Annotated in this window: 7 protein-coding genes and 1 pseudogene; 7 read left to right on the top strand and 1 reads right to left on the bottom strand. The window is 42.9% G+C overall.

From position 1 onward, the window contains the following. Positions 1–221: 221 nt before the first annotated feature. From HMPREF9009_RS04595 to HMPREF9009_RS04565, 7 genes and pseudogenes are all read left to right on the top strand, one after another. Positions 222–3881 (top strand): annotated as a pseudogene (locus HMPREF9009_RS04595) (two-component regulator propeller domain-containing protein); the annotation flags it as partial. A gap of 292 nt (positions 3882–4173) precedes the next feature. Beyond that, positions 4174–5709 carry a sulfatase-like hydrolase/transferase gene (locus HMPREF9009_RS04590; protein WP_049701570.1) on the top strand — a complete coding sequence of 512 codons (1536 nt, stop codon included), beginning with the start codon at positions 4174–4176 and terminating at the stop codon, positions 5707–5709. Positions 5710–5868: 159 nt separating this feature from the next. Next, complete coding sequence (locus HMPREF9009_RS04585) at positions 5869–9027, top strand: SusC/RagA family TonB-linked outer membrane protein (protein ID WP_049701569.1); 3159 nt, start codon at positions 5869–5871, stop codon at positions 9025–9027. A 27-nt stretch (positions 9028–9054) separates the two neighbouring features. Next, entirely contained in the window at positions 9055–10827 is a 1773-nt protein-coding gene (locus tag HMPREF9009_RS04580) for a RagB/SusD family nutrient uptake outer membrane protein (protein WP_004324280.1), read from the top strand. Between the two features lie 30 nt (positions 10828–10857). After that, positions 10858–11970 (top strand): DUF5017 domain-containing protein, encoded by a 1113-nt coding sequence (locus tag HMPREF9009_RS04575; RefSeq protein WP_008023918.1) that lies wholly within the window; start codon positions 10858–10860, stop codon positions 11968–11970. Between the two features lie 227 nt (positions 11971–12197). Continuing rightward, the gene (locus HMPREF9009_RS04570; RefSeq protein WP_008641729.1) at positions 12198–13145 is read left to right on the top strand and encodes a tRNA-dihydrouridine synthase family protein; all 948 of its coding nucleotides are present in this window, start codon (positions 12198–12200) and stop codon (positions 13143–13145) included. A 54-nt stretch (positions 13146–13199) separates the two neighbouring features. After that, entirely contained in the window at positions 13200–14459 is a 1260-nt protein-coding gene (locus tag HMPREF9009_RS04565) for a DcaP family trimeric outer membrane transporter (RefSeq protein ID WP_032841932.1), read from the top strand. Between the two features lie 417 nt (positions 14460–14876). Here the strand turns inward: HMPREF9009_RS04565 and HMPREF9009_RS04560 are convergent, their stop codons facing one another. After that, the gene (locus HMPREF9009_RS04560; protein ID WP_049701568.1) at positions 14877–17951 is read right to left on the bottom strand and encodes a chondroitinase family polysaccharide lyase; all 3075 of its coding nucleotides are present in this window, start codon (positions 17949–17951) and stop codon (positions 14877–14879) included. Between the last annotated feature and the right edge of the window lie 26 nt (positions 17952–17977).

The raw sequence follows: 17977 nt of genomic DNA, 5'->3' as shown, positions 1-17977 counted from the left end.
CTGAATATCTATACCTGTAATAATGCTTACGCAGATATTTTTCAGACTGATTTTGGATAACGCCTACAACTTATGGGTATGATACTGCGTATTGCCTCAAGTCGCATAGTGGGGCAAGGGGATATTGTGGGCAGAAGTGGGTATTTCAGCCTCAATTTATCTGCTAATTCAGTGATGAGAGGACGTTTAGACGCAAGAAGGACGCTGAAGAGCTTAGTTGCGGATTTGAGGAAGAAGTGTTTGTATATAATGAAAGTACCGGAAACTTCGATCTCTACTATCATCTTGCCGGAAAAGATATCACCCTCTCCTGCCTCCACCTGGACGAAAAGAAAAATCTGTGGATGGGAACTACCAGTAACGGACTTTACTGTTTATCGGGAGACAAAAAGATTTCCCAACCTGTCACAAGAGGTAATATCGCGAGTATTTACGAAGATTCGTCTAAAGAATTATGGATCTGTACCTGGGAAGAAGGACTCTACCGGATAAAAACAGATAGTACCATTGAGAACTTCCGTCATGATCCTAAAAATCCAAACAGTATTTGCACCGATTTCGTAAGGAGTTGCTGTGAAGATAATGCAGGAAATCTGTGGATAGGAACCTTTCACGGGTTAAATCGCTATGAAAAGAGCACAGGTAAATTCCAACTTTACACTGCCAACGCGAACAAACCCGACGGACTTACCCACTCCTCCATCTGGTGCATCGTCAAAGATGAACAAGGAACAATTTGGCTGGGTACTTATTTCGGAGGTGTCAACTATTTCAATCCAGAATATGAAATCTATACCCGTTACAAAACCGGAGATACAGAGAAAGAAGGTCTAAGTAGTCCGATCGTCGGTAGAATGACTGAAGATAAGGACGGAAACCTGTGGATTTGTACCGAAGGCGGCGGCGTGAATGTGTATAACCGGAAGGATAACACCTATCGGTGGTATCGCCACGAAGAGGGCAAAAATAGCATTTCCCATAACAATGTCAAAGCAATCTACTACGACCGGACTAATGAAATCATGTGGATAGGTACACACTTGGGAGGATTGAACAAACTCGACCTGCGTACTAACCGTTTCACAGTCTACCGAATGAAAGCCGGAGACCCAACCTCACTACCTTCGGATATCGTCCGAGACATTGTACCTTATAAGGACAAGCTGGTTGTCGCCACACAAAACGGTGTTTGTCTTTTCAATCCGGCAACAGGCGCTTGCCAACAGCTCTTCAAAGAGACTAAAGAAGGAAGAGGTATTGGCATGGTAGCCAGTCTTTGCATTGATAAAGACGGTACATTGTGGATTGCGGCTACCGGGGAGGGTGTTTATTCTTACCGGTTCGACAGCGGTAAACTTACTAATTATCCACACAATCCCGCTAATCCGAACAGTCTTAGCAACAATAATATCAACAGTATCATGCAGGACAGTAACGGTAATCTGTGGTTCTGCACCTCCGGAAGCGGTCTCGACCGTTACCGTAAGGCAAGTGATGACTTTGAAAACTTCGATGTACAGACAGATGGTTTATCCAGCGACTGTATCTACGAAGTATGCGAATCGTCCATACAGAAAGGAGACTTATTGCTGATTACCAATCAGGGATTCTCACAGTTCAACTATCCAAGCAAGAAATTCTATAATTACGGTACGGAAAATGGATTCCCGTTGACTGCCGTCAATGAAAACGCACTATTTGTGACACATGACGGAGAAGTATTCCTTGGCGGTATTCAGGGAATGATTTCTTTCTGGGAGAAGAAATTACATTTCACTCCTAAATCGTATAATATCATTCTTTCCCGCCTGCTTGTCAACGGAAAAGAAGTAGTTCCGGGAGATGAAAGCGGCATCCTGGAACAGTCGATCTGTCATACTCCGGAAATCAGTCTGAAAGCGAATCAATCGATGTTTAGCATCGAATATGCCACTTCCAACTTCATCCCTGCCAACAGAGATGAAATTCTCTATCGCCTGGAGGGTTTCTCGGACGAATGGAACCATACTTACCGGAAGCAAACGCTGATTACTTATACAAACCTGAATCCGGGTAAATATACCCTTGTCATCAAATCACAGAGGGAAGGAATAAAAGAGGCCAGACTGCTGATTATCGTACTCCCTTCATGGTATGAGACATGGTGGGCTTACCTGATTTATACCATTGTCACTATCAGTCTGTTATGGTATCTTATTCAGAACTATAATTCGCGCATCAAACTCCGTGAGTCTTTGAAGTACGAAAAGAAGCATATTGAAGACCTTGAAGCATTGAACCAGTCAAAACTCCGTTTCTTCACTAACATCTCGCACGAATTCCGCACACCGTTAACGCTGATCGTGGGACAAGTGGAAACTTTGTTGCAGGTGCAGACATTTACGCCTAATATATATAATAAGGTGTTGGGAATCTACAAGAACAGTCTCCAATTACGGGAACTGATTACGGAACTTCTTGATTTCCGTAAACAGGAACAGGGACACATGAAGATCAAAGTAAGCCAGCACAACCTGGTTAACTTCCTGTATGAGAATTATCTGCTCTTCCTCGAATACGCCAGCAGTAAACAAATCAACTTCAAGTTCAACAAACAAAAGGATGACATTGAAGTGTGGTATGACCAAAAGCAGATGCAGAAAGTAATAAACAACCTGCTGTCTAATGCAGTGAAGCATACCAAGGCCGAAGATACGATTTCGATTAATGTATCGCAGGAGAAAGACCATGTCATCATTGAAATAAAAGATACCGGTACAGGTATCGCCGCAGCCGAAATTGATAAGATATTCGACCGTTTCTATCAGACCGAGCATCTCAACTCGCTGAATACCGGAGCCGGTACAGGCATCGGACTGGCACTGACGAAAGGTATTGTGGAACTTCATCACGGCACAATCCGGGTGGAAAGCGAGCCGGGCAAAGGAAGCAGTTTCATTATCACCCTCAAACTAGGCAAGGAACACTTCACAGAAGAGCAAATAGCGAAAGATGATACGGAAACCATCCAGCAAACAGAGACTATTGTTCCTTCAGTAGAAATAATCCCTGATTCGGAATGGAAAGAAGAAGATAACAAGCGTATCGAAGACGCCAAAATGCTGATAGTGGAAGACAATGAATCTATCAAGCAGATGTTAGCCGGTATTTTCGAAACATTCTATCAGGTCAGTACGGCTTCCGACGGAGTAGAAGCATTAGAGATGATACAGAAGGATATGCCGAGCATCATTTTAAGTGATGTCGTAATGCCACGCATGTCGGGTACGGAACTTTGCAAACAGATCAAGACAGACTTTAATACTTGCCATATTCCGGTAGTATTATTAACTGCACGTACTGCTATAGAGCACAATATCGAAGGTTTAAAGATTGGTGCGGATGATTATATCACGAAGCCGTTTAATACCAATCTTCTGATTTCCCGCTGCAATAACCTGGTTAACTCCCGCCGGCTATTGCAAGAGAAGTTCAGCAAACAACCGCAGGCTTTTGCTCAAATGTTGGCTACCAACCCGATGGATAAGGAGATGCTCGACCGCGCGATGGCCATTATCGAACGTCATCTGGACAATACAGATTTCAACGTTAATATCTTCGCCCGTGAAATGGGTATGGCACGTACAAACCTGTTCACCAAATTGAAAGCAGTTACAGGCCAGACCCCGAATGATTTCATCTTAAGCATACGTCTCAAAAAAGGCGCTGTCATGTTAAGGAATAACCCGGAACTGAATATCACGGAGATTTCTGACCGGATTGGGTTCTCCTCCTCCCGCTATTTCAGTAAATGTTTCAAAGAGATTTATCACGTCAGTCCGCTGGCTTATCGTAAAGGAGAAGAGAGCGAAGAAGAAGGAGACGGAGAAGAAACAGATTAACAGGTAACTCTATAAGCACTCTTGCAAAATAATCTTATATTATTAGGCACGGATCACACGGATTTCACGGATAAAAAAACGCTGAGTATGAGAACAACAGCATTAATCCGTGTGATCCGTGCCTAAATTTATGATATAAACGGTTTCTTAGTCCGGACATCTTCGCCCGAATAAAGAAGGTAACTTCTTAAGTGTACTATTTTGTACTTCACTTGTACATTCCTACTCATTCTTTTTCTTCCATTCGCTTATCTTTGTGTTCATTACATTATTTCCTAAAACATTCAGCATTATGAAAAACGTTTCGCGTCTACTTCCCCTATTGTCTGGCATCGTCACGCTGTCAGGATGCAATCATGCACCCCAAAAGAACAATGGGCAGAATAGCCAAAAGCCTAACATTATTTATATATTTGCAGATGATCTCGGCATTGGTGATTTAAGTTGTTATGGAGCAACAAAAGTGAGCACTCCCAACATTGACCGGTTGGCAGGACAAGGAGTACAATTCACCAATGCTTATGCAACTTCTGCCACCAGCACCCCTTCCCGTTTCGGACTCCTGACAGGTATGTATCCCTGGAGACAGGAAAACACAGGAATCGCTCCCGGTAACTCCGAACTCATTATCGACACTACCTGCGTCACCATGGCAGATATGCTGAAAGATGCAGGATACGCAACCGGTGCAGTAGGGAAATGGCATCTGGGACTCGGTCCGAAAGGTGGAACCGACTTTAACAACCCAATTACCCCTAACGCGCAAAGCATCGGTTTCGACTACGAATTTATTATTCCGGCTACCGTAGACCGTGTACCTTGTGTATTTGTAGAAAACGGACATGTCGTAGGACTTGACCCCAATGACCCTATCACCGTAAGCTACGACCACAAAGTAGGCGACTGGCCTACGGGAGAAGAGAATCCGGAGCTCGTCACTTTAAAGCCCAGCCAGGGACACAACAATACAATTATCAACGGCATTCCCCGCATCGGTTGGATGACCGGAGGAAAATCCGCCCTTTGGAAAGATGAAGACATAGCCGATATCATCACTCATAAGGCTAAAAATTTCATTGCATCCCATCAGGAAGAACCCTTCTTCTTATATATGGGTACGCAAGACGTACATGTACCGCGCATCCCCCACCCACGTTTCGCAGGCAAAAGCGGACTCGGCACTCGTGGCGACGTCATCCTGCAACTGGACTGGACCATAGGTGAAATCATGCACACACTGGACAGCCTCCACATCGCAGACAACACCATCCTGATCTTTACCAGCGATAACGGTCCTGTTATCGACGACGGCTATCAAGACCAAGCTTACGAACTTCTCAACGGACATACTCCAATGGGTATCTACCGTGGTGGAAAATACAGCGCTTACGAAGCGGGTACACGCGTTCCATTTATTGTCCGTTGGCCTGCCCGGGTGAAGCCGAACAAGCAACAAGCTCTTTTCTCTCAAATAGATGTGTATGCATCGCTCGCTTCACTTTTAGAGCAACCTTTACGCAAGGGAGCTGCCCCCGACAGTCAGGAGCATCTGAACGTTCTCCTCGGCAAAAATAATACAAACCGTGAGTATGTCGTTCAACAGAATCTCAATAACACACTTGCCATCATAAAAGGTCAATGGAAATACATCGAACCGAGCGACGGCCCTGCTATCGAACATTGGACGAAAATGGAGTTAGGCAACGACAAACAGCCTCAACTTTACGATTTATCCTCCGATCCATCGGAGAAAACGAATGTATCAAAACAATATCCCGACATAGTGAAAGAATTATCTGAATTACTGGAATCCGTTAAAGAAAAATAGTTTATGAGAACAGAAAAATTGTATGATTTTGCACCAATCTTGAATAATTCTATCCATATTAGAATATTCAATCCGTCTATCTTTGCAAGCGTAGATTCAATAAAATCACTTAATTTTTAATATATGAAAAAACATTTATCCACTCAAACTAGAAAAAGGATGCTCTCCTCCATCGGACTGATCTTGTTTTCTGTTTCTTTTGTACTTGCACAGGTACTTGTTAAAGGTACAGTGAAGGATAACTTAGGAGAAGGAGTGCCGGGAGCCAGTGTTCAGGTAAAAGGTACTTCGCAAGGAACAATCACTGACCTTGACGGTAAATTTGCTTTTAACGTGCCCAATAAGAATTCAATATTGGTTATTTCTTTCATTGGTTATGTCACTGTAGAAATAAAGGCGGATACTCAAAAGCCAATGGTTATCACATTGAAGGAAGACACAAAGACATTGGACGAAGTGGTAGTAGTCGGCTATCAGGAAATACGCAAGAAGGATCTGACGGGTTCTGTTGCCAAAGCCAGCATGGCAGAACTTCTTAGCACTCCGACTGCTTCTTTCGGCGAGACATTAGGCGGACGTATTGCCGGTGTCAACGTAAGTTCGGGCGAAGGTATGCCGGGCGGACAGATGAACATCGTCATCCGTGGTAACAACTCTTTGACACAGGACAACTCTCCTCTTTATGTCATTGACGGTTTCCCGGTGGAAGACCCTTCCATAGCCGCAGCCATCAATCAGAACGATATTGAGTCACTCGATTTCCTGAAGGATGCCTCCGCTACTGCTATCTACGGTGCCCGTGGTGCCAATGGTGTCGTGATGATTACAACCAAGAAAGGAACAATCGGCCAGCCTAAAATTAAATATGACGGAAGTTTCGGTATTCAGCATATCACCAAAACGATTCCGATGATGGATGCATACGAGTTCGTCAAACTACAGGCAGAACGTAGTCCCAAAGATATGGAAACTACCTACTTCATGGATTATGACGGTAAGAAATGGGGACTGGAAGATTATAGGAATATCCCGCAATATAACTGGCAGGATGAAATCTTCCGCAGCGCATGGATGCAAAGCCATAATGTCAGCCTGACCGGTGGTTCGGAAGGAGTTCGCTACAATGCTTCTTTATCTTATTATGACCAGGACGGTATCTTATTGGAATCAAACTACAAACGTGTACAAGGCCGTATGGGTACTACCATCCAAAAGAAGAAACTGAAAATCTATCTGACAACCAACTATTCAAGCACTACAACCACTGGTGGTTCTCCTTCCCAGAACTCATACAGTGGTATGAATAACCTGTTCTATAGTGTATGGGGATATCGCCCTGTGACCGAACCGGACAGACCATTAAACTCGTTGATGGATAACATCATGGACGACGCGATAAACAATACCAACGACTATCGTTTCAACCCTATCATGTCTTTGAAAAATGAATATCGCAAGACGTACGCGAACTATATCCAGTTCAACGGATTTGCAGAATATGAATTTATCAAAGGATTGAAGTTGAAAGTTTCCGGCGGTTACACATTCGATACCCGCAAAGGAGAAACATTCAACAACTCGAAAACTCGTTATGGTAATCCGAAATCATCCGATAAGGTGAATGCAGAAATCTACCATTCTCAACGTGCAACGTGGTTGAACGAAAATATTCTAACCTATCAGACCAATATCAAACGGAAGCATTTCTTTAATAGTATGGTAGGTGTAACTCTGCAAAATTCTGACTATGAATACTATTCATACAAGACAGTGCAAATTCCAAACGAAGCACTCGGGATGGCAGGAATGAGTGAAGGAACTCCCAGTACGACCAAATCATTAAAGAGTTCCTGGTCTATGCTCTCTTTCCTGGGACGTTTGAACTATAACTACAAATCATTGTATTATGCAACGGTTTCTTTCCGTTCCGACGGTTCTTCCAAATTCCGTGGTGATAACCGTTTCGGCTATTTCCCTTCCGGTTCATTGGCATGGGGATTCATGGAGGAAGATTTTATGAAACCATTGAAGTCTGTTGTTTCTTCCGGTAAATTAAGAGCAAGCTGGGGATTGACCGGTAACAACCGTGTAGGCGAGTATGATACGTATGCTTTATATCAGATATTAAAAGATAAAGTTGGAGATTTTATTTCGATCGGTAGCCTACCGAGTGGTGTATATCCGTTCGAAAACAGCCTGACAAGTGTAGGTACAGTGCCCACTTCCTTAAGAAACAGAAAACTGAAATGGGAGACTACCGAACAGTGGAACCTAGGCCTGGACTTAGGCTTCCTGGACGAACGCATCGGATTAACCGTAGACTGGTATCGTAAAACGACTCGTGATTTGTTGCTGAATACTGCACTTCCCACCTCTTCCGGTTATTTCAGTGCCATGAAGAATGTAGGAAAGGTACGCAACCAAGGTATCGAGCTCACATTGAACACAACCAATATCAAGAACCGTCATTTCTCATGGACTACTAACTTTAATATCGCATTCAACAAGAACAAAGTATTAGAATTGGCCGAAAACCAATCTTCTCTGTTGAGTGCAGCCAAATTTGACCAGAACTATAACTCTCAATACAGCTACATTGCCAAAGTGGGTTATCCGATGGGAATGATGTACGGATTCATCTACGAAGGTACATACAAATACGAAGATTTCGACAAAGTAGGTGATACATATACACTGAAACGCAATGTTCCGTATTTCTCTTCCGAAAGTAATACACAACCGGGTATGCCGAAATACGCAGACCTGAATGGTGACGGTATCATCGACGATAACGACCGCACTATGATCGGTAACGGTATGCCGAAACATACGGGCGGATTTACCAACAATTTCGAATACAAAGGATTTGACTTGAGCATCTTCTTCCAATGGTCGTATGGAAACGATGTATTGAATGCCAACCGCCTGTTCTTCGAGAACAGCAATAAAACACGTGACTTGAACCAATACGCAAGTTACGCAGACCGCTGGACACCGGAAAATCCGGAAAGTAATATTCCGAGAGCTACCGACTCCGGTTCTAACAAAGTGTTCTCTACACGTATTATCGAAGATGGTTCGTTCCTTCGTCTGAAGACCGTGTCTTTAGGATATACACTGCCGAAACAACTGACCAAGAAATGGAAGATAGACAATGCACGCGTATTCGTTGCCGGTCAGAATCTATGGACATGTACAGGGTATTCCGGTTACGACCCGGAAGTATCTATCCGTGAAGGCGCACTGACTCCGGGACTGGACTTCTCCGCTTATCCGAGAGCCTACTCTATCAGTTTTGGTATAAACTTAGGTTTCTAATCAATCATCCTTCAAACAATTACGTATATGAAAACAATAAAAATAATCATCATATCACTTCTTGTCGGACTTAACCTGACTTCCTGCGATTTCTTGGAAAAAGACCCGACATACACCACTCCTGAAAACTTCTTCAAAAATGAAGCGGACGCTACCTCTTGGCTGACAGGAACCTATGCCATTCTGGGACAAAGTTCCTTCTACGGAAATGAGTTCTTATACCTTGTAGGAGGTGACGATCTGGGACACTATGGTGGTGCCAACCGCGGACCTAACAAAAGTGGGTTGATCTGTAACAATGCCAACACAAGTGATCCGGCCGTTGCAGCATTGTGGTACACATTATACTCCGGCATCAACAGAGCCAATATTTTCCTGGAAAATATTGATGCAGTGCCCGATATGAACGATGATACCCGCAAGCAGTACAAAGCCGAAGCCCGTTTCTTACGCGCATTCTATTATTTTACTTTGGTAGAATGTTGGGGAGATGTACCTTTCAAGACTACTTCTACAGAAGATGCCTATAACCTCTCCATTCCACGTACGGACAAACAGACGATTTATGATTTTATCATCAAAGAGATGTATGGTTCTGCCGAGGATCTCAAATCTGCTCAAGATTTGAACTATTTACCGGGACGTGTTTCCAAATCGGCTGCTTGGGGAATGTTGGCGCGTGTATATATGTTCCGGGCCGGTGAACCTAAACGTGACAAGGAAGTGGGTTTGGCTAACAACACGACTAGTGCCGAGATTACAGAATATTTCAAAAAAGCAAGTTACTATGCACAGTTAGTCAAGAATGAGGGTCATTCACTAACTGCCAAATATTGGGACTTCTTTATCGACATTTGTTCTGATAAGTATAACACTGCTCTCAATAAGGATGGTGCCAAGGCTAATGAAAGTATTTGGGAAGTAGAATTTGCAGGTAACCGTTCGACGGATGTACGTGCAGAAGGTAGAATCGGTAATATTATCGGCATTCAGGGTAAGGACCTTTCTTCCAAAGCATCCATCACTGGTAAAGGTGATCCGGGCTATGCATACGCTTTTATCTGGAATACTCCTAAACTGCTGGAATTGTATGAAGCAAACGATGACATTGACCGTTGCAACTGGAACATCGCTCCATTCACTTACACCCAGTCAGCAGGAGAAGGTACTCCGGTAGACGGTCGTGAATTTGTAAAAGGAAAAAGAGATGAAGTGGAACAACAATACTGGGATAAATCCTTCAGCTATGGTAAAACAGAGCCGGGGTCTACTTACGGTGATCGTGAATCGAAGAACGATGCCAATAAGAACCGCAACAGGGCTGCCGCCAAATATCGTAGAGAATATGAAGCAGACAAGAAGAGTAAAAACGATACTTCCATCAACTTCCCTCTTCTCCGTTACTCTGACATTCTGCTAATGATTGCAGAGGCAGAAAATGAAGTCAACCATGGCCCTAATGATTTGGCGTATGAATGTATCAATGCAGTAAGAGAACGTGCAGGAATCAAAAAACTTGCAGCAAATCTGGATGAAGAGAGCTTCCGCAAAGCTATCAAAGACGAACGTGCAATGGAACTCTGTTTCGAGTACACACGCCGTTTCGACCTGATCCGTTGGGGAGACTATTACAAACTGATGCAGGAACAAGTGGACAAGGCACAGGCTGACGAATCCTGGAAGTTCGGAATCAATGTATATACTTACTTCAATATTCCGAAGTCTTACAACTATTTCCCGATTCCTGCCAATGAAATTGGCTCGAACGGTGCTATCAAAACAAATAATCCGGGTTGGTAAATCACTTATTAACTTTAAAAAGAAAAGGATATGAAGACAATATATAAAAGTTTGATGACTATCGCTTTTGCCGGACTGTGTCTCGCTTCATGCGACAAGGAATTAAAAGAAGAAACAGCAATGGAAGTGGGTGTGGTGACAGACAACAATGTCAGCTTTAACGGTAACACTGTAACTGTCAAAAAAGGCAGTCCGGTAACGTTCAGCTTTAATGGAGACCCTGACTTTATCACTTTCTTCAGTGGAGAAATAGGTCATGAATACAAACATCGAAACCGTACAGAAATGAAAGTAGAGGATATTGAAAAGTGTGAACTTAGTTTCCGCATTTGGTATAGATATGGAAACGCAAGCACAATTAAAGGCTCTACTCATGTACTCGTTTCCGACCAATTTAATGGCATAAACGGCAGTAATGTAGATCAAGATAAACAAACTGTAGAAAACTGTGAATGGACAGAGGTATTTGCACAGGAAGAACTTCCAACCAAACCGAACAGCACTAGCGAGACAGCAGAATCCAGCAAAACTTTTACATTCGAATTATCTTCTTATCTTGCTAAAGAAATAACAATAGCGGTTCACTATAACCCCATTGATAACTCAAATACAATGCCACAGCTCAACATCATGGATATGAATATTGACTTGATGTTCACAAACGGCAAAGGGAATACGGTTAATGCAAAAGATTTCGGTTTCTCACCGCTAAATCTCGTATATGATTTAACGAAGCTAAATGACAGTCACAAAAAAGTTCTTAAGAAGGCATTGGGAAATGAGAAAATGCCGGATGAGGACCTAAACAGTGAAGAGAACATAAAAAAATATCCATATTTGCTTGTTGACGGACAAATCCCTGACTTCTGGAGTACCACCACACCTACCAGAATACAAATCGCAGGAGGAAGTAAAGGAACAACAAAAGCAGACACTTGGCTTATCTCGGCTCCCGTCTTGCTGGGTACTTGCTATCCGGATGCAGGACAAAGCATCAAGAATATCTCGCAAACATTAGAGATATACTCACATACCTACGAAGAAGCCGGGACATACACCGCTACCTTCGTAGCCAACAATGCAAACTACGTCCATCAAGGTGGTCAAGTAGTACGTGAACTGACTATAAACGTTGTAGAATAATAGTATATCCCCCAATTTTTCTAACCTTCAATCATAGAAAACGTTTATAAAAATCAGACTTTAATCAATTTAACATTAAAAAGAGAGGGTCCGCGAGGTTCCTCTCTTTTACTTTTACCATATCTTTTCACCCTCTTCCCTTTCTTCTCTTCCGAAAAAACATTTTTCTTTACTCAACTAGCGTATAAATCAACATTTATATATAAGTTTGCACAAAAATAAAAACAATGCAAAAGACTCTTCCTATTCATTTTGCCCCATTACAAGGTTATACCGACGTGTTTTACCGTAATGCTCATGCTGCCTGCTTCGGAGGTATAGATACTTATTATACCCCATTTGTACGACTCGAAAAAGGCGGATTTCGTCATAGAGATGTCCGAGGAATCGAGCCCGGAAATAATCAAGTACCCCATCTGATTCCGCAACTGATAGCTCCCTCTTTTGACAAAGCAGACAAAATCTTATCCCTATTCATTGAAAAGGGATATAAGGAAGTCGATATCAATATGGGATGCCCTTTTCCCATGCTGGCTAAACGCCACAATGGTTCCGGTATTCTTCCTTATCCCGAAGAAGTGCAAGCGTTACTTAGCCTGCTGATTACGGAATATCCGCAAATAAGTTTTTCTATCAAAATGAGGTTGGGTTGGGAAGATCCGAAAGAATGTCTGAAACTGGCTCCGATTATCAATGAGCTCCCCCTACGACAAGTGGTTATGCATCCCCGCTTAGGAAAACAGCAATATAAAGGAGAAGTCGACCTTAAAGCGTTTGAAGCCTTTCAGGGAGTCTGCAAACATCCGCTCATCTATAATGGGGATATCAATAGTGTGGAAGATATTCACCACATTCAGGAACAGTTTCCCGGATTAGCCGGAATGATGATAGGACGAGGATTACTTGCCAACCCGGCATTGGCATTGGAATATAGACAAAACCGTACACTTGAGCTTGATGAAATAAGAGAAAAATTGCAATCGATGCATAGATGTGTATACAATCAATATGCAGAACAGTTAGAAGGAGGAGACGAACAGCTTCTGAACAAAATGAAAACTTTCTGGGAATATTTAATGCCGCAAGCGGACAGAAAATTACTGAAAGCAATTCATAAAAGCACAAGCCTCAACAAATACAATCAGGCAATCCTTGCCTTTTTTAATCAACGATAAACTAATAACCAGTAATTTTACGTAATTTTGCACCCGTTTACAAATATGCACATTATGAAAAAGTACATTCTCTTATTTCTTTGCCTGATAATCGTATCGGGCAGTTTCGCACAAATGCAGGATTTCAAGTTCAAATTCTACGGACAGATTCGTACTGACTTATATTATAATAGTCGTGCTAATGAAGAAACCGTAGACGGATTGTTCTATATGTATCCGAAAGATAAGGTACGTGATCCGGATGGGAATGATTTGAACTCAACGCCCAACAGCAATTTCTATACCTTGTATTCACGTCTCGGAGTAGACGTTGCCGGTCCGAAGCTGGGGACGGCCAAGACATCTGCCAAAGTAGAGGTTGACTTCCGTGGTACAGGTACCTCTTATTCGGTCATTCGACTTCGCCATGCTTATTTGAATCTGGATTGGGGAAAATCGGCTGTATTGCTCGGGCAGACTTGGCATCCGTTATTTGGAGATGTGTCTCCACAGATTCTTAATCTCTCCGTAGGAGCACCGTTCCAACCATTTAGTCGTGCACCTCAAATTCGTTATCGCTATACAAACAAGAATTTCCAACTTACCGGAGCAGCAGTATGGCAATCACAATACACTTCACAAGGTATCAATCCTGACAAACCGAAAGAGAGTAAAAAAAGTCATGAATACTTAAAGAATGGTTGCATCCCGGAGATATATGTAGGAGCTGACTACAAGAAAGACGGCTTATTGGCAGGTGTCGGCATTGAATTATTATCATTAAAGCCACGCATACATGCTTGGGGAGCGAACGGAGATCAATATAAAATAGACGAACGCATAACTACCCTTTCTTACGAGGCCCATGCGAAATATACCCATAAAGCCTGGTTCATTGCTGCAAAAAGTGTATTGGGTTCCAATCTCACGCAGGCCTCCGGGTTAGGCGGATTCGGCATAAAGTCAGTTGACGGGCACACCGGAAAACAAAAATATACTCCGATACGTTTCTCCAGCTCTTGGTTGAATGTTGTCTACGGACAGAAATGGAAACCTGGTATTTTTGTAGGTTATGCCAAAAATTTGGGAACAAGCGATGCACTATATGCTCCAGATGGAACTGACGCTCAAGTGTATGGAACGGGAACAAACCTCGATCAGTTAGTAACAGCAGGGGCAGAACTGACCTACAATGTTCCCCACTGGAAATTCGGTTTGGAATATACCTTAAGCTCTGCATGGTATGGTTCACTCAATGCCTCCAATGGAAAAATCAGAGATACTCATGCCGTATGCAACAACCGCATTGTTGCTGTTGCCATGTTCATGTTCTAATCTCTCTCTACACAATTCTTTTGATTATATATCTGTCACCTGTCATCGATTACTACCTAATGATTTGATTATAAACGATTAGCATTGTGACAGCAATCGGTGACAGCATTGTGATGACAATATTGCTGTCACCGAAAACAGCAAACTACATTTCATTAATCGGAGACATTCATTACGGGAGCCCCAACAGTCATATTTACTTCACTTATATACAACCTTTGTTTCATTACGGGAAACGATTAGTTTCACACCGAGAAACCAATCGTTTCGCTATTTGAAACTTTTGGTTTCCTTACTTGAAACTAGAGTTTCATACGCTTGAAACCAAAGTTTCTGCAGCTAGAAACAATAGTTTCAAAGCTTTGGAAACCACGCTTGTACAAAGGGAAACAAAACATTTTCTGGTTGCCAGACTTCTTACCTCTTCAGTTCCGCTTCAAAGCTAGCGCCATCTTTGCAACTGAACCGCAAGATTATTTGCTTTTCATTGGAAGAGACTACCGTACAATAGGGAGTTTCTTCCACATTCCATCGGCCTTTTATGGTCACAGTCACTGGTATTTCACTACTTCCATTATTAATCCACGGACGAGAGTAGATACTACGTTCAATCCGCTTCCCGTCTTTATCAAACGCTTCGTCACTTGGACCGCGATACAAAGCCAAATCAGGTTGTGCTACCGTCAGTTTAATCTTATCAGCAGATTCTTTATGAGTCATAACCAGGCAGGAAGTATCCACACGTTGCAACAGACCACCCGGCAACGTTGTTTCAGGAGTTTCAAACAATACATAAGAAACAATCTGCTCGGAAGCGGACTCTACAATATGCGCCTTCCGATCTTGCTGCAAAACTTTATAAGTTGGCTTTTTCGCAAACTTCTTCATCGCGATTTCATTCGTTTGAGGCAAAACAGCGTATTCATACCTTCCGTTTTTCGGTGCCTTTCCATGATCTACTACCAAAGAAACCCAATCACCCTTTGTTTCCTTTCCCGTATTCTGCATTCGCGAATATTGAGGGAAGTTTTTCTCAAATCGAATGGCTGTCGGAACATAATAACCTGTTCCCAAATGATCTACCCATACTTTCTTATCTTCCTGATAATTTTTCCAATAGTCATGTCCCGCCTTATCTGTGACTGCCAATTGGAAGATAGTCGTTTCAGTGGAGAATTCCGTATTTGTATTTTCAATATCCGATCCAAGGCAGACAATCATTCCATCGATGAAATGGTAAGATTTACGTGCCCGGTGCGATCCGTTATACTTGTCGTGCTCGTGCAACTTCATTCCGAAGTTACCATTCATCTTCTGTTGAGACAATCCGCCTGCAAAAGCTTCATCAGAATAAAGCATCTCTTCCATTCCTGAATAACGATCTACATTGAGTACTTTAGCCTGCAATTGTTCCAACGGCAAATGAATAGATGTAACTCCCGGGATACGGTTCCAGTCAAAACCTTCCTGCTGCCAACCACTAGTGGCCGGAGTCACTGTCTGCCCCGGTGCAGCAGTCAATATCTGCAAACTGCCGTGTGCCAGATAGCGACCATATAAATTCGCTCCCAAATAATGTTCAGCCGCCCATAAATAACGGGAATGTCCACGGGCCACGGCAGACCAGTTACTGCGACGTTGAACAGAGACACAACCATAGCCCATTGCTATATTCCCCTGTGGATCCGGTTCCGGACGGAAACCTTTCTCTATCAGAAGCTTTGCCGCTTTGCGTTCTTCAGCATTTGAAACTTTGGGCATATATTCGGGAGCATCATTCTCAACGCCCGAATTTGAAATCAAACGAAGATAAGAAGAAGCCATTTCACTATCATATTCCGCCTTTCCATCGGGAGAACCGGCTAAAGCCATCATGGCAAAATGCATAGGAACCAGTTTACCTTTTCCATCCGGATGACGACCGGACATAGAAAGAGGGAAATTCAGTTTATTGCAATAAAAGCGCATGGTCAGCAATACATTCTTCACCGTTTCATGAGCCAACTTGGAAACTGCAAATTCCGTCCGGCTAAGAAGATAAATCATGTTTGTTGCCCCATCCAGTCCGCCTACGGCATAAGCCGGATAGTTATTGCGATGATGGAAAGCACCTCCGTCCACTTTAAATGAACCGGACAGCCCCAGTGCAGGACGGCAACCATAATCAATCCAACGAGAGAAAGACCGCAAGTATTGCAGTTTCTCCGGTGTATCTTCCATCATTAGAATACTGGCAATACGCCCTGTGGTCTGTGTATTGAAAGAGTCCATATCAATTCCGTCAACTTCCGGTTTGGGATACACTTCGTTAGTAATCGCATACCAGCGTAATGTCCGTTCGGCTTCTTGGAGTTTGCCTGCTTCCCTAAGCACATCTTTCATCAAGAAATATGCCAGATACAGGCCGCGAACACTATACCCGTAATGATGGATATTTCCCCAACAACTACCATAAGCCACGCCCTGATCGGTTATGTGATCGTACATTGCCAAGAACTTCTTCTTCATTTCTTCCCGAATCACCGGTTTCGCCGTACTATTATTATATGCAACAGCTATTCTTTTCATCAGATCGAAATAAGCACGCATTTCCACACCCATCTTAGTGAGCATATCCTTGTTCCAATCCGGAATGATTCGTTCATAAGCTTCGGCGGCACGTACCATATAGATAGGTACTCCCGAAACCTGACCGTTTTTGTAAGTGATCTGATAGAAATCATATTTCTTGCGAATATTTTCAACCTCTTTATCTGTGATCTTGCCTTTCGTGTAGATCATATCACGAAAACGCTTTTCCAACAGTTGCATTTCTGCTCTTTGCTTATCGTCTACAGGAGTCAATTCAATATCCGGTTTCAAAAGCGAGTGTTGATAGACAACCAGCCAATGGTTGGTGGTTCCGGCATTGACAAAAGGGACTTGCAGATCGGCCGTCTGTTGACGTGCATCAACCTTAGTAGCCGTAATCAAATGATCGATGAAAAGGGTTCCTTTTGAATTTGGAGCAATAATTCGGAGTTCATTCATGCCTTCTTCCGGTGTGCCTTGCATATCACGTTCATAGCAGACCCATGCAGCGCGCCAACCACTGAAATTAATACCAAAAGGGAAAGATGTGCATCGTTTGCCGTCTTTCAGAAACTGAAACTCAATAGTCGCATTCTGAGGCACTTCATTATAAACCCACACAATAAAAGCCGAAAGATATAAATCCTTGCCGGTCGGATCTTTCTTCTCAAACTTCAGGTCTTTCTTGAATTCCAATATACCACCCGGTTCAAATGTCCATTCCAACGAATGTTTTCCATCTTTATAATGCAGATCTGATACCGACAGGCGGGAATGGGTAGCGGTGATACAATCCGGTATTTGCGGTTTTTCAAAAGAAAACATCCGCTCATCTGTTACGACTTGCGCATGAAGGAATGTTGAACACAAAAGAGAAAATAGAGTTGTCACTCCAAATTTAATAAAAGGTTGTTTCATCATGGATATATCGTCTTATTAGGTTTTTC

The sequence above is a fragment of the Bacteroides sp. 3_1_13 genome, assembly GCF_001185845.1.
Classification (GTDB): domain Bacteria; phylum Bacteroidota; class Bacteroidia; order Bacteroidales; family Bacteroidaceae; genus Bacteroides; species Bacteroides xylanisolvens.
Note: the sequence above shows the minus strand (reverse complement) of the source record. Positions and strands in the feature narration are given on the sequence as shown.